Source organism: Endozoicomonas sp. G2_2, assembly GCF_017744135.1.
Taxonomy (GTDB): domain Bacteria; phylum Pseudomonadota; class Gammaproteobacteria; order Nevskiales; family Salinisphaeraceae; genus Salinisphaera.
On sequence record NZ_JAGHQU010000009.1, the window covers coordinates 1 to 13,914 of the forward strand.

General features: G+C 65.2%; 13 protein-coding genes and 1 pseudogene. 7 read left to right on the forward strand and 7 right to left on the reverse strand.

Features of this window, described 5'->3' with window-relative positions; all coding sequences use genetic code 11:
• Nucleotides 1-138 precede the first annotated feature (138 nt).
• Nucleotides 139-405, reverse strand: a pseudogene (locus J7355_RS11715) (glutathione S-transferase N-terminal domain-containing protein); the annotation flags it as partial.
• A 141-nt stretch (nucleotides 406-546) separates the two neighbouring features.
• Between J7355_RS11715 and J7355_RS11720 the strand changes: the two are divergent.
• A complete protein-coding gene (locus tag J7355_RS11720; RefSeq protein ID WP_209062915.1) occupies nucleotides 547-1,185 on the forward strand; it encodes an SDR family oxidoreductase in 639 nt (212 codons plus the stop codon).
• A complete protein-coding gene (locus tag J7355_RS11725) occupies nucleotides 1,185-1,868 on the forward strand; it encodes a DNA-3-methyladenine glycosylase 2 family protein (RefSeq protein WP_209062918.1) in 684 nt (227 codons plus the stop codon). The genes J7355_RS11720 and J7355_RS11725 overlap by 1 nt, the downstream gene beginning before the upstream one ends.
• A gap of 809 nt (nucleotides 1,869-2,677) precedes the next feature.
• Here J7355_RS11725 and eda read toward each other — a convergent pair.
• The 6 genes from eda to J7355_RS11755 form a co-directional block, all read right to left on the reverse strand.
• Nucleotides 2,678-3,313 (reverse strand): bifunctional 4-hydroxy-2-oxoglutarate aldolase/2-dehydro-3-deoxy-phosphogluconate aldolase, encoded by a 636-nt coding sequence (gene eda / locus J7355_RS11730; protein WP_209062920.1) that lies wholly within the window; start codon nucleotides 3,311-3,313, stop codon nucleotides 2,678-2,680.
• Nucleotides 3,310-5,190, reverse strand: coding sequence for a phosphogluconate dehydratase (gene edd, locus J7355_RS11735; protein WP_209062922.1), 1,881 nt, complete (start codon nucleotides 5,188-5,190; stop codon nucleotides 3,310-3,312). The genes eda and edd overlap by 4 nt, the downstream gene beginning before the upstream one ends.
• 34 nt (nucleotides 5,191-5,224) lie before the next feature.
• Complete coding sequence (gene pgl, locus J7355_RS11740) at nucleotides 5,225-5,917, reverse strand: 6-phosphogluconolactonase (protein WP_209062924.1); 693 nt, start codon at nucleotides 5,915-5,917, stop codon at nucleotides 5,225-5,227.
• 2 nt (nucleotides 5,918-5,919) lie between these two features.
• Nucleotides 5,920-7,401 carry a glucose-6-phosphate dehydrogenase gene (gene zwf / locus J7355_RS11745; RefSeq protein WP_348523032.1) on the reverse strand — a complete coding sequence of 494 codons (1,482 nt, stop codon included), beginning with the start codon at nucleotides 7,399-7,401 and terminating at the stop codon, nucleotides 5,920-5,922.
• Between the two features lie 314 nt (nucleotides 7,402-7,715).
• Nucleotides 7,716-8,717 carry an NAD(P)H-quinone oxidoreductase gene (locus J7355_RS11750; RefSeq protein ID WP_209062928.1) on the reverse strand — a complete coding sequence of 334 codons (1,002 nt, stop codon included), beginning with the start codon at nucleotides 8,715-8,717 and terminating at the stop codon, nucleotides 7,716-7,718.
• Nucleotides 8,718-8,793: 76 nt separating this feature from the next.
• Nucleotides 8,794-9,114: a multidrug efflux SMR transporter gene (locus J7355_RS11755; RefSeq protein ID WP_209062930.1), complete on the reverse strand. Its 321-nt coding sequence runs from the start codon at nucleotides 9,112-9,114 to the stop codon at nucleotides 8,794-8,796.
• A gap of 171 nt (nucleotides 9,115-9,285) precedes the next feature.
• On the opposite strand from J7355_RS11755, the gene J7355_RS11760 reads away from it, so the two are divergent.
• From J7355_RS11760 to J7355_RS11780, 5 genes are all read left to right on the forward strand, one after another.
• Nucleotides 9,286-9,744 (forward strand): RT0821/Lpp0805 family surface protein, encoded by a 459-nt coding sequence (locus J7355_RS11760; RefSeq protein WP_209062932.1) that lies wholly within the window; start codon nucleotides 9,286-9,288, stop codon nucleotides 9,742-9,744.
• Between the two features lie 71 nt (nucleotides 9,745-9,815).
• On the forward strand, nucleotides 9,816-10,265 hold the full coding sequence (locus J7355_RS11765) for a thioesterase family protein (RefSeq protein ID WP_209062933.1): 450 nt from the start codon (nucleotides 9,816-9,818) through the stop codon (nucleotides 10,263-10,265).
• Nucleotides 10,266-10,271: 6 nt separating this feature from the next.
• A complete protein-coding gene (locus tag J7355_RS11770) occupies nucleotides 10,272-12,002 on the forward strand; it encodes a CocE/NonD family hydrolase (protein ID WP_209062935.1) in 1,731 nt (576 codons plus the stop codon).
• A gap of 56 nt (nucleotides 12,003-12,058) precedes the next feature.
• The gene (locus J7355_RS11775; RefSeq protein WP_209062937.1) at nucleotides 12,059-12,838 is read left to right on the forward strand and encodes a DUF1295 domain-containing protein; all 780 of its coding nucleotides are present in this window, start codon (nucleotides 12,059-12,061) and stop codon (nucleotides 12,836-12,838) included.
• A gap of 26 nt (nucleotides 12,839-12,864) precedes the next feature.
• Nucleotides 12,865-13,914 (forward strand): cyclopropane-fatty-acyl-phospholipid synthase family protein, encoded by a 1,050-nt coding sequence (locus tag J7355_RS11780; RefSeq protein ID WP_247739953.1) that lies wholly within the window; start codon nucleotides 12,865-12,867, stop codon nucleotides 13,912-13,914.

Consider the following 13,914-nt stretch of genomic DNA (forward strand, 5'->3'; position numbering starts at 1 on the left):
CTGTCGTTGGCAGGCCATTCGTTACTCCTTTCGTCATTCACGGCTAATGAATTCCAACGAAAGGATAGCGGGTGGCCTGTCACCTTTCCGGCTCAGGCCAATTTACAGAACGAATGGTGCACTCCCGCGCTTGACCGTATCGCTCGGCAGCAGTCGGCCGGTCTTTTCGGCCAGGTAGATGAGCATGGCGCCGGATTCGAACAGCGAATACGGCTTTCCGTTCGGGCCGTCGTGATCGACCATGGCCGGAATCTTGTTGTTCGGGCTGATCTTGAGGAATTCCTCGCCGAACTGGTCGCCCTTACCGATGTTGATCGGGTGTGCCTTATATTCCAGCCCGACTTCCTCGAGCATGATGTGGATCTTGTGCCCGTTGGGCGTTGTCCAGGTATAGAGATCGATCATTGATTGTCCTTGGCCGTTACGAGGCGGCCGGTTGCAAATCGTTTACCGAACCTAACCTTGTATGACGCAGGGATAATTTCAACCGCCCGCGCTGATGCCGCGGGCCGAACATGCAAGCAAAGCACGCTAGGAAGGTCTGACATGAACGTATTGATCGTTGGATCGCACGGCAATATTGGCCAGCGTCTGGTGCGCCAGATGGCCAAAAGCGCACATACGGCCCGCGCCATGATTCGCGACGAATCGCAGCGCGACGAGATGCGCGCGCTCGGTGCCGCAGAAGTGGTGGTTGCCGATCTCGAGGGCGACGTGCGTGATGCCCTCGCCGACTGCGATGCGGTGGTATTCACCGCCGGTTCCGGCGCGCACACGGGCCCGGAGAAGACCGAGGACGTGGATCGCCACGGCGCGATCTCGATCATCGATCAGGCCAGGCGCGCGGGCGTGCGTCGCTTCGTGCTGGTGTCGTCCATGAATGCGGACACGCCCGAGAAAGGCCCCGAGAAGATGCGTCACTATTTCGAGGCCAAGAAGGCGGCCGACGATCACCTGCGCGCCTCCGATCTGGAATACACGATCGTGCGCCCCGGCAAGCTGACCGACGAGGAAGCCACCGGCACCGCCGACATCGCCAAGGATCTGAACCGCTACGGCGAAGTGGCCCGGGAAGACGTCGCCCACGCCCTACTGCTTACGCTGGATTCGCCGAACACCATCGGCCAGCACTACGAAATGCTCGCCGGTGACACGCCAATCGAGAAGGCACTGCGGGGCATCTGATGGCGGACGCTTCCAACGAGGATGTCGGCACGGCCTATACCACGGGCCGTGCCACGCCGCTGCGTTTCGACGCCGGCAAAGCCGTGCGCGAACTGGCCGCTGTCGATCCGGTGCTCGGTTCGCTGATGGCCCGCGTCGGGCCCTATGCGCCGCAGACGGTCGCCGCGCCCGATGCGTTTCATGCGCTGATGCGGGCCATCGTCTACCAGCAGCTCTCCGGCAAGGCCGCGGGCACGATTCACCGGCGCGTGCTCACCGCGCTTGGCGGTGGCGATACGCCGGGTGCAGAACGCATCGCCGCGGCTGACGATGCCACGCTGCGCGGCGCTGGCCTGTCACAGAACAAGATGCTCAGCCTGCAGGCACTCGCCGCCGCGCAGCTCGCCGGCGAACTGCCGGACGAATCACGGCTCGACGATTACGACGACGCCGAGCTGATCGAACGCTATTCCGCGATCCGCGGCATTGGCCGCTGGACGGTGGAAATGCTTCTACTGTTCCACCTCGGCCGGCCCGATGTGATGCCCATTCATGATCTGGGTGTGCGCAAGGGGTATGCGATCACCTACGGGCGTGACGAACTGCCCAAGCCGAAGCAGCTGGAACGCGAATGCGAGATCTGGCGGCCTTATCGGTCGGTTGGGAGTTGGTTTATGTGGCGGGCTTTGGAGGTCGACGACTGAGCTGTCTGCCGGCGCGAGATCTGAGACGGATTCGCCTATATCTTGGATTCAAAAGCCGTAGTGCTCAGCACCCTGCCGGTCCGCGCTCACGAGTTTTTCGGTTCTTCTGTTTCGCACTGCTGTGCGAGTCACTTTCTTTTGCTTGTCCAAAAGAAAGTAACCAAAGGAAAAAGACACCCGACTTACGCGCCGGCGCGAAGCGCGCCGGTGCACTGCGATGCTCGATCCGAAGGGATGCGGCCAGAACTCGCGTCGCTTTGGCGACGCTCAAACAGCTGTCCGCACCGGCGCATGCGCCGGACACCCTCCGGCCCTGCGCTTCTCGTCGCTCCAAACGGGGCCCGAATACAGCGCGGCCTACCCAGCAACCGAGTTGGAACAGCTGCCATGCCGAAATTGCGGTGTTTAGCTGCGTTCCGGTCGGACTCGCCTTCGGCATCGCCGGCCAAAGATCGCTTGGCGATCTTGGCGAAGCGATAGCGAGCCGGTCTTTGTCTGTATTGAGTCCCCTTGGGCGTAGCGCCGAGCAGTGGAGGCCGCAAGCGGATTAGACAGCCGGATGTCTGAGTCGCGCGTAGCGCGGCGAGTTTCCGGCTGGCCCGCTTGCGGCCGGAGCCGCGCAGGGTACCGATGCGAAGCATCGGCGCAAGACAGGGTGTCCTTTTCCTTTGCTTACTTTCTTTTGGACAAGCAAAAGAAAGTGAGTCGCGCAGCAGCGCGAAACCCCAAGTCGATCAAGCCATTACCGTTGATCCACACATTCGCGACTTCGAACCCGCGTCGACCTAAACGCTCGCTAGCTCCTACCCCTAATCGCTAGCCAAAGCCGAAGCCCGCTCCGCAGCGCCACGGATGGAACCCCAGTCGCCAGCCGCGACCGCGTCCGCCGAAACCAGCCAACTGCCCCCAACACACGGCACACACCCAAGCGCCAGATACTCACCAGCGGTGTCTTCCTTGATACCGCCTGTGGGACAAAACACGAGATCCGGAAACACGCTGGAAAACGCCTTGATCGCAGCCGGCCCGCCAACAACGGAAGCCGGAAACAGCTTGGCCGCGGTCACACCCTGACGCCTGAGATGCGCAATTTCGCTCACCGTCTGCGCGCCCGGTAGATAAGCGATGTCGCGGGTTTTAGCGACGCCGTTCACCTCGTCGGCAATACCGGGCGACACCAGGAACTCGGCGCCGGCATCGATCGCCTGCGTGGCCTGGGCCGCGGTCCAGACGGTGCCGGCACCGACGCAGATATCGTCCACTTCGTTGACGATCGCCTCGATCGCGGCCAGCCCCGCTTCGGTACGTAGCGTGACTTCGATAACGCCGATACCGCCAGCGACCAGTGCCCGCGCGATCTCCACGCCGGCGGCCGCATCGGGCGCGACCACGACCGGGATCACCGGCGCGATCGCCATGACTTGCCGCGTTTCGTCGTACTTCATTCGGCGGGTTCCTGTTCGGCGGCGACCGTGCCGCGGGTATCGGCCGTGTCGGGCTGGGCATCGAGCAGCGCGCAGGCGCCTTCCTCGGCGGAGCCAACGTTGCGGCGGAACACCGCGAATACTTCCCGGCCGAAGCCGAATTCGGTTTCCGGGGTGTCGTCGAACGTGGTCGGTTCGCGAGCTTCGAGTTCGGCATCGTCGACTTCAACACGCAACTCGCCGGCCTCGCCATCCAACCAGATCATGTCGCCATCGCGAATCCGGCCGATCGGCCCGCCGAGGCGCGCTTCCGGCGTGATCTGGATCGCGGCCGGAATCTTGCCGGAGGCCCCGGACATGCGCCCGTCGGTGATGAGTGCGACCTGATAGCCCTTGTCCTGCAATACGCCGAGCGACGGCGTGAGCTTGTGCAGCTCCGGCATGCCGTTGCCGCGCGGGCCCTGGTTGATGACGACGATGGCGGTATCGCGTTCCAGCTCGCCCGCCTGGTAGGCCTCGAGCACATGCTCCTGGCTGGGAAAGACCCTGGCCGGCGCATGGATGCGGCGGTGCTGTGTCTCGACCGCCGAAATCTTGATGATGCCGCGCCCGAGGTTGCCGGTGAGCACGCGCAGACCGCCGGTGGCGGCAAACGGCTCGGCCACGCCGCGCAGCACGTCGGTATCGTGGCTTTCCCCCGCGCCCTCGCGCCAGACGAGGGCCTCGCCGTCGAGAAACGGCTCCTGCGTGTAGCGATGCAGCCCGTCGCCGACCACGGTGGCGACATCATCGTGCACCAGTCCGGCGGCGAGCAGTTCGCGGATCATGAACTGGATACCGCCGGCAGCGGCGAAGTGGTTCACGTCCGCCACACCGTTGGGATAGACCCGCGCCATGAGCGGCACCACGGCGGAGATTTCGGCGAAATCGGTCCAGTCGATCTTTACCCCGGCGGCGCGTGCCATGGCCACGATATGCATCGTGTGGTTGGTCGAGCCGCCGGACGCGAGCAGGCCGACGATGCCGTTAACCACGGCTTTTTCGTCCACGATTCGCCCGATCGGCCGATAGTCGTCGGACAATTCAGTGATGCCGACCACGCGTTCGGCCGCCGCCCGTGTGAGCGCATCGCGCAGCGGCGTGCTGGGATTCACGAACGACGTCCCGGGCAGGTGCAGGCCCATGAACTCCATGAGCAGCTGGTTGGAATTCGCCGTGCCGTAGAACGTGCAGGTGCCCGGCGAGTGGTAGGACATGGACTCGGCCTTGAGCAGCTCGTCGCGGCCGATCTCGCCGGCCGCGAAACGCTGGCGCACCTGCGACTTGATCTTGTTCGGCAGCCCCGAAGTCATGGGCCCGCCGGGCACGAAGATCACCGGCAGATGGCCGAACGACAGCGCACCGATCATCAGCCCCGGCACGATCTTGTCGCACACCCCCAGACAGAGTGCGGCGTCGAACATGTTGTGGGTGAGTGCTACGGCCGTGGCCATGGCGATGGTGTCGCGCGAGAACAGCGACAGTTCCATGCCCGGCTGGCCCTGGGTCACGCCGTCGCACATGGCGGGCACACCGCCGGCAAACTGGGCCACGCCACCGGCCGCCCAGGCCGCCTGTTTGATGATCGGCGGGAAATCGCCGAGCGGCTGGTGCGCCGACAGCATTTCGTTATAGGCCGACACAATCGCCACATTCGGCCGATGCGCACCGGCGAGCGCGTCCTTGCCCGGCGCGTCCTCGACAGCGAAGCCATGAGCGAGATTGCCGCAAGACAGCCTGCCGCGGTGCGGGCCAACGGTTTTCGCGTGGTCGATCCTGGCCAGATACTGCGCACGCGTATCGCGACTGCGGGCGACGATACGCCCGGTCACTTCGGCGATGACGGGATGCAGGCTCATGATTCCTCGCTCCAGCGGGCTAAAGCGCCCGCGTCTAGTCGGACCAGTACACGTCGACGGGCACGTCGTTCTGTTGGATCACGCCCCGCACGGGAAATTCACGCGCCATGCCCGGGCGACAGGCCGCTTCATAGATCCGGCGCTTGGCTTCGCCGAAGAACAGCAGAAACAGCGCGCGGCTTTGCTTGAGCCGTGTCAGGCTCAGGCTGATGCGCGCCGGGCCGTCGTCGTTCTGCCGGTCGGGCACTACACAGTCGTCGTTGCTGGCCAGACAGGCTTCGATATTCGCAGCGTCGGGAAACAGCGAGGCGGAATGCCCGTCCTCGCCCATGCCGAGCACCACGGCGTCGAACGGCCGCGGCAGCGTCGAAAGGTCTGCGTTGAGTTCGTCCCGCGCTTCGGCCGGCGTGGCGGTTTGCCGGTACAAACCGAACAACCGCGCGGCGTTTCCCGGCCCGTACAGTAGATGCCGGCGCAGCGCGGCTTCGTTGCTGTCGGCGTGGTCGGGCGCCACCCAGCGTTCATCGCTGGGCAACACGGTCACCCGCGACCAGTCGAGCTCGATCAGCGCGAGGCGTTCGAACAGGTCGATTGGCGAGGAACCGCCACTGAGTACGAGCGTGGCCCGACCATTGGTCGCAATACCCTCGCGCAGTTTTTCTGCCAGCGCATCGGCGAGTGCGTCGGCACAACGGCCGCGGTCCGTGAATTCGTGCAGTTCGGGCATGGTCACTCCGGCTGCGCCCAGCGGCGATCGTCGCGGTCGAGCAGCACGAAGGAATCGGTCGGCCCCCAGCTGCCGGCCATGTATTCGTGGGTACGCACGCCGCGCGTGTGCCAGCTGTCGATGATGCGATCGATCCAGCGCCAGGCGGATTCGATCTCGTCGCGACGCATGAACAGTGCCGGGTTGCCGCGCAGCACTTCCATGAGCAGCCGCTCGTAGGCGTCGGGATAAGTCACGGAAAACGCGTCCGGGAAATTCAGGTTCAGCGGCAGCGAGCGCATGCGAAAGCCGCCCGGCCCCGGTTCCTTGGTCATCAGCGTGAGCTGTACGCCCTCCTCCGGCTGCAGGCTGAGCACGAGCCGATTGGGCGTGAGCGGCTGGTCGCCGAAGATGGAATGCGGCACCGGCTTGAACTGGAACACGATCTCGGAGAGCTTGCGTGCCATGCGCTTGCCGGTGCGCAGATAGAACGGGGTGCCGTTCCAGCGCCAGTTGTCGATCTCGGCCTTGATCGACACGAAGGTTTCAGTGTCCTGCTCGGTGGTCTTGATGTCGGGGCTGTCGCCCTCCTCACGGTAGCCCGGCACCGGCTCGCCCGCCACGATGCCGGCGGTATAGCGCCCGCGCACGGTGACGCGGTCCACCACGTCGGCCGTGATCGGCTTGAGCGCGCGCAGCACCTTGATCTTTTCGTTGCGGATATCGTCGTGGTCCATGCTCGCCGGCGGCTCCATGGCGATCATGCACAACAGCTGCAGCATGTGGTTCTGCACCATGTCGCGCAGCGCGCCGGTGCGGTTGTAGAAATCGAAGCGCTGGCCGACGCCGAGATTCTCGGCCACCGTGATCTGGACGTGATCGACCGCGCCGCGCGCCCACAGCGGCTCGAACAGCGAGTTGCCGAAACGCAGCGCGAGCACGTTCTGCACGGTTTCCTTGCCGAGGTAATGATCGATCCGATAGATCTGCGACTCGGAGAACACGGCGCCCACCGCGTCGTTGATCTCGCGCGCGGAATCGAAATCGTGGCCCACCGGCTTTTCCAGCACGATGCGCGAGCGCGCATCGGCCAGCCCCGCTTGCGCGATCTGTGCGGCGATGGTGCCGAACAGCGACGGCGCGGTGGCGAGATAAAACACCCGGTTGCGGCAGTGGGTGTCGTCGAGTCTGTCGCCCAGCCCGGTCCAGCCGCTGTCGTCCTGCATGTCGAGGCTGTAATGACACAGGCGTGCTGAAAAACGTGCCCAGACCGCGGGCTCGAGTTCCTTCGGGGTGAGCTGTGCTGCGAGCGCGTCGTGAACCCATTCGGCATAGGCCGCGTCGTCCATGTCGCCGCGCGATATGGCCACGATGCGGCTGTCGGCGCTGAACTGTTCATCGCGATCCCGATGAAAAAGCGCGGGCAACAGCTTACGCCGGGCGAGATCGCCGGTGCCGCCGAAGATGAGCAGATCGAAGGGATCGACCGGAACGAACTCAGCCACGGGCCCTGCCCCAGCGGCGCGGACCGACGCGCAGACGCGAACACGCCCGACATCCATGCGCGCCGGTACGGCCAGCGGCCGCGATGCGGTAGAAGCTCGGTTGCGAAATGACGATCTCCGAATCGAGAAAGAACGTCATTTGATCAAGCAAGAAGCCCGCCATTGCCCGGCATAATGCGCCTTCGCGGGATGGTCTCGCCCCGGGATCGGCAGGCCGGGCGGCGCGCCCGAAGCCGGGCTCGCCGCGCTCTATCGCGCCGCCAATGACCGCCCGGCCGCGCGTTGTGCGGCCGGACGGCGGGCGTGCAGGGAGGCTAGTCGCGTACCAGCACCAGCTTGCCGGCGTGCTCGCCGGATTCCATCAGGCGATGCGCTTCGACGGCCTGATCGAACGCAAAGGCCTGGTCGACCATCGGCTTGAGCTTGCCGGCCTCGAACAGCGGCAGCAGGCGGTCGTCGAACATCTTGGCGAGCATGATCTTGCGCTCCAGCGGCAGGCTGCGCATGGTCATGGCGTTGAGGCTGAGCCGGCGCATGAGCAGCTTGCCCATGTCGATCTCGCTCTTGCGCCCGCCGATCAGGCCGACCTGGACCTGGCGGCCCTCGTCACGCAGCGCGCTCATGTTGTCGTCCAGCGCGGGGCCGCCGACGAAATCCATGATCACGTGCGCGCCGCCGGTCTGTTCTCGTACCGCCTTGGCCACACCGTTCTCGCCGTCTTCCAGGCCAATATCGAAGGCCCGATCGAAACCGAGCGCCTTGAAGCGTTTGTCCAGTTCGTCGAGACGTGCCTGCTTGCGGCTGGTGGCAATACTGCGTGCACCCAGCGCGCCGATCAGCTGCAGACCGGCCTGGCCGACGCCCGACGTCGCGCCGCGTACCAGCGCCCACTGACCCGCGGCGAGTTCGCCGACCAGAAACAGTGCGCGATAGGCGGTAAGAAACGCTTCCGGCATGGCCGCGGCCTGCTCGAAGTCGTAATGCGCGGGGATGGTCAGCGCCTCGTGTTCGTGCACCACGAGTTGCTCCGCATAGGAGCCCCCGCCGATCAGGCCCATCACGCGGTCGCCGACCGCGCGGCTCTTCACGCGCTCGCCCACCGCGGCCACGGTGCCGGCATATTCCAGGCCGGGGCGGCGCACGTCGAAACCGTGGGGCGGCGGATAACCGCCCTTGCGCTGCAGCACGTCGGCCTGGTTGATGCCCACGGCACGCACGTCGACCCGAATCTCGTCCGGCCCGGGCTCGGGCGTGTCGACCGTCTTGAGTTCCAGCGCTTCGGGCGCCCCCGGGTTTTCGACCAGCCAAGCTCGCATACATGTCTCCGTGAATTTCTGGAAAGACGGGCATCCTCGCCCCGCGCAATACCGGCTGGCAAGACGCCGGAACGGATCAGCCGTGGGCGAGGTTCAGCCCGATCACGCCGATGAGCACCAGCGCTATGCAGCCGGTGCGCCAGAGCGTCATCGGTTCGTGGAAATAGAACACGCCGATCAGCGAGATGAGCACGATGCCGGCGCCGGCCCAGACGGCGTAGGCAATGCTCACGTCGATGCGCTTGAGCGCGAGCGTCAGGCACGCGAACGAGGCCAGATAGAACACGACGATGCCCACCGAAGGCCATAGCCGGGTGAAACCGTCCGAAAGCTTCATGCAGGTCGTGCCGGCAACTTCCAGCGTGACCGCAATGGCGAGTAGCCACCAACCCGACATGGGGTTCTCCAAAGCGCAACGCGACCGGAAAGGCTACGCCGCGCCGGCGTCGAACGCTAGCGCGCCCGCCAATGGCCCGTTCAGCCGAGAGCCATGATTTTGGTTACACTTGAAACGAACATCGATTGATAGCGGACAGGTTTCGACGACCTGCGATATCGGGAGGACACCATGACGAAGAACCTGAGTTTCATCAGCGCCCTGGCACTTTCCGTCGGCCTGCTTGGCGGCTGTGCAAACTGGAGTTCCGGCGATACCGGCACCGTGATCGGCGGCATTGCCGGCGGCGCGGCCGGTTCACAGATCGGCAGCGGCAGCGGTACCACCATCGCGACCGTGGTCGGCACCCTGGCCGGCGCGGCGCTCGGTCGCCGTATCGGCGATAACTTCGGCCAGCGCGATCGCCAGCAGTTCGGCAGCGCCCTGGAGACGAACCAGACCGGCAGCACATCGAGCTGGACCAATCCGGACACCAACGACAACTACTCGGTCACGCCGACCAATACCTACAACAACGGCAACCAGCCGTGTCGCGAGTTCACGATGAACGCCAATGTGAACGGCAAGCCCGACAAGGTCACCGGCACGGCCTGTCGTCAGTCCGACGGCACCTGGAAGGTCCAGTCCTAGACGCCGACACGACGACCGCAACGAGCCGGGCCCAGCCCGGCTTCTTTTTGCCCGCCAGGAGAACGCACGCCATGTCCCGAGATTGCCCTGTCCGCAACGACTACCTCTGGTTCTGCGACATGCCGACCCGCTGGATGGATAACGATGTCTATGGCCACGTGAACAACGTGACCTATTACTCCTATTTCGACACCGTCGCCAACCGCTATCTGATCGAGGTCGGCGGTCTGGATATTCACAACGCGCCGGTGGTCGGGTTCGTGGTCGAATCGCGCTGCCAGTACCACGCCCCGGTCGCCTTTCCGGAAAAACTCGAGGCCGGGCTGGTGGTCAAGCATCTGGGCAACCGCTCGACGACTTACGGCATCGGCATCTTCAAGGCCGGCGAGGATGCCGCCGCCGCGCACGGCGATTTCGTGCATGTGTTCGTCGATCGGGCAAGCAACCGCGCCGCGCCGATCCCCGATCCCCTGCGCGACGCGCTCGCGGCCATCTCGCGTGTCGACTCGGATCGGGTCTAGCCCGACGTGAGCGCCGCCGCCCTGTCTGCGCGCGATTATCGCGCGACCGCCATCAATCCCGACGACGGCGTCGAGATCGCGCTGACCGTGATGCAGCCGGAACTGGCCGCCGGCGAGTCCGCGCCGTTGATCCTGCACGGTCATGGTTTTGGCGGGGCGCGCCTGCCCAACCGCTACGAGCGCTCCGTATACGAAACCCTGTCGGGCGGCATCCTGCCGTCCACCGAAGCCGCGCGCCGCGCCGCCGATGCCGGCTATTTCGTGATCAGCTTCGACCAACGCGGCTTCGGCGATTCCGGCGGCCGCGTTGAGATCATGGATCCGGCCGTCGAGGGCGCGGATATCAGCGCGATCCTCGACTGGGCGATGCAGGAGATGCCCGAGCGCGAACGGCTGGCCTGCGACGACGGCGACCCGCGGGTCGGCGGCCTGGGGCTGTCCTACGGCGGCGGTTTCCAACTCATCGGTGCCTGCGTGGATCCGCGCTTCGATGCCATCGTGCCGACCGCCACCTGGCACGATCTGCGCTACAGCCTGGCCCCGGACAACGTGGTCAAGACCGCCTGGGGCGCGGCCCTGGTCGCGCTGGGCGTGCCCACCTCCGGCGTGCGTCTGGACCCGATGCTCTATCGCGCGCTGCTCGAGGGTTTGATCTCGCCGTTGACCGGCCGTGGCCTGTCGCAGGCGATCACCGACCGGCTCTATAACAGCAGCCCGGTCTCGTTCTACGACGGCGAGGTCGCCCGCGACGGCGAGCGCGTGGCCGATCCAACACGGCGCACGCCCGCGGTCGATGCGCTGCTGCTACAGGGCGTGGGCGATACGCTGTTCAACCTAAACGAAGCGCTGCACAACGCCGAAGCCCTGCGGGCGGCAGGCAACGATGTGCAGGTGATCGCCATGCAGTACGGCCACAGCCTCCCGTTTCTGCAGGACATCGATCGTATCGCTTACCAGACCGACGCCGCGCTGCATATCGACGGCGAGACCTACGAAACCGCGGCACTGGAACTCGCCTGGCTGGACTGGAAACTCAAGGGCCGCACGCCGGAACGGTCGATACCGCGGCATACGATCATCCTCGACGACGAAACCAGCCTGATGTTCGACGAGCTGCCGATCGGCACCGGCGACCATGGGCCAACGGTCGAATTCGCGGGCGAGGCCACCACCGGCGGGCTCGACCTGCTGCTCGGCATCCTGCGCCGCCAGAGCGTGTCGCGACTGTGGTCGCTGGTGACCGGCACCGCCGCCAACGCGCTGCACGCGATCAAGCGCGTATTCGACAGCGACAAACCGGCCAGCGGCGACGATACGGCGCTGATCGCGCGGCTGGTCAACGCCCTGCCCTCGGATCACCTCGACGAGCTGGCCAGCGGCGGCACGTTTCTCCCGCTGACCGTCATCGAGCGCGACGATCAGGCGATCGCCGGCGTGCCGCATGCCGATATCGAAGTCAGCGGCGACGACGCCACGCCGATCGCCTTCGTGGGCATCGGCGTCCGGCGCAGCGCCGGCGGCGCCACGATTCTGCTCAACAAGCAGGTGCGGCCGATCCGCGGCGCGGGCCGGCGCAGCCTCGAACTCAACGGGGTGAGCCACCGGCTGCACGCGGGTGACGAATTGGGCCTGATGGTCTATGGCTATCATCCCCAGTATCTGGCCAGCTTCTCGGCCATCCCCGGGCGCATCGCCGTGCGCGGACGCATCGCGCTGCCGATATACGACGTAAGCTGAGCGATCGGCGCCTGCCAGCGATGGTAGGCTGATTCGCGCTCTCGCAAGGAATCTCCATGACCCCGCTCGCCGCCTTCGGTGTGGGCCTGACCACGACCGCCGTTCTGCTGACCATCGTCTGGGTCATTCAGCTGTTCACCCGCAACGCCGGGCTGGTCGATGTCGTGTGGTCGGCGGCGGTGGGCATCATCGCCGCCGAATACGCGCTGCTCGGCGATGCGCCGGCCGGCGCGCGCATCCTGCTCGCCGCACTCGCGCTGGCGTGGTCCTTCCGGCTGGCCGGTTATCTGGCCAGACGCATGCGCGGTGCCCCGGAAGATTCGCGCTATGCGGCCGCCCGCGAATCCTGGGGCGCGAAGGCCGATCTGTACATGTTCGGCTTCTTTCTGTTCCAGGCGCTGATCGCGTCGATTCTGTCGATCCCGTTCCTGGTCATCGCCTACATGCCGGAGGCACCCTCGCTCGGCGTCGCCCTGATTGCGATCGCCGTGTGGTTCGTGTCGGTGGTCGGCGAAGGCACGGCCGATGCCCAGCTGCATCGCTTCAAGCAGAAGCCGGAGAACAAGGGTTACGTCTGCGCCGAAGGGCTCTGGCGCTATTCGCGACATCCCAACTATTTCTTCGAGTCGCTGCACTGGGTAACCTATGTTGTTCTGGCGATCGGCGCGCCGTACTGGTGGGCCACGCTGGCCAGCCCGGTGATCATGGCGTGGCTGTTGCTCCGGGTGTCGGGCATACCGACGATCGAAAACAAACAGGCTTCGGAAAGGCGCCACGGTCACGACGAATACATGCGTCGAACCAGCGCCTTCATTCCCTGGCCGCCGAAAGACTGAATTCCACGACGAAGAGGACAGCGCACTTGGATAGCCTGCCGATAGAAATGTGCGAACGGGGCATGATCCCCGACCCGATCGCCCGTGCCGGCATGCGCCGCCTGATCGCCACACGTCTGACCAGCCGCGAAGCGCTGGAACCGGAATGGCGCAGCAAGCAGATGCGCCGTTTCATCGAACGCGCATCCACCGGACCGATCGCCCAGCACACCGACGACGCCAACGCCCAGCACTACGAACTGCCGCCGTCGTTCTTCGAACACGTGCTCGGCGCGCACCGCAAATACAGCGGCTGCCTGTTCGAGCCGGGCATCGAATCGCTGGATCAGGCCGAGCACGCCATGCTCGCACTCTACGCCGAGCGCGCGCGCCTGCACGACGGCCAGCGTATTCTGGACTTGGGATGCGGCTGGGGTTCGTTTGCGCTCTGGGCGGCCAAGCGTTATCCGAGCGCGACCATTCTCGCGGTATCGAATTCCAGCGCCCAGCGCGCCGCCATCGAGCGCATGGCCAGCGAACGCGGGCTTGAGAATCTCACCGTCGAGACCTGCGACATCAACAGCTTCGATCCGGGCGAGCGCCAATTCGACCGGATCGTCTCGGTCGAGATGTTCGAACACATGCGCAATTACCGTGAGCTGTTCGCGCGTATCAACCGTTGGCTGGCCGACGACGGCCGCCTGTTCGTGCATGTGTTCGCGCACAAGCTGCTGGCCTACGCGTTCCAGGACGACGGCGAATACGACTGGATGGCGCGGCATTTCTTCACCGGCGGCGTGATGCCAAGCGAGCATCTGTTCGCCCACTTCCAGAACGACCTCGTGCTGCACAACCACTGGTGGTTGTCGGGCAATCATTACCGCGACACGTCCAACGCCTGGCTCGACCGAATGGACGCAGCCCAGGCGCCCATCATGACGATCTTTCGCGACACCTACGGCGCCGACGCCGAACGCTGGTTCCAGCGCTGGCGCATGTTCTTCATGGCCGTCGCGGAGCTGTTCGGCTATGCCGACGGCAACGAGTGGGGCATCGCCCACTATGTGTTTTTGCCCCGTCGCACCCCATCGTCCTGA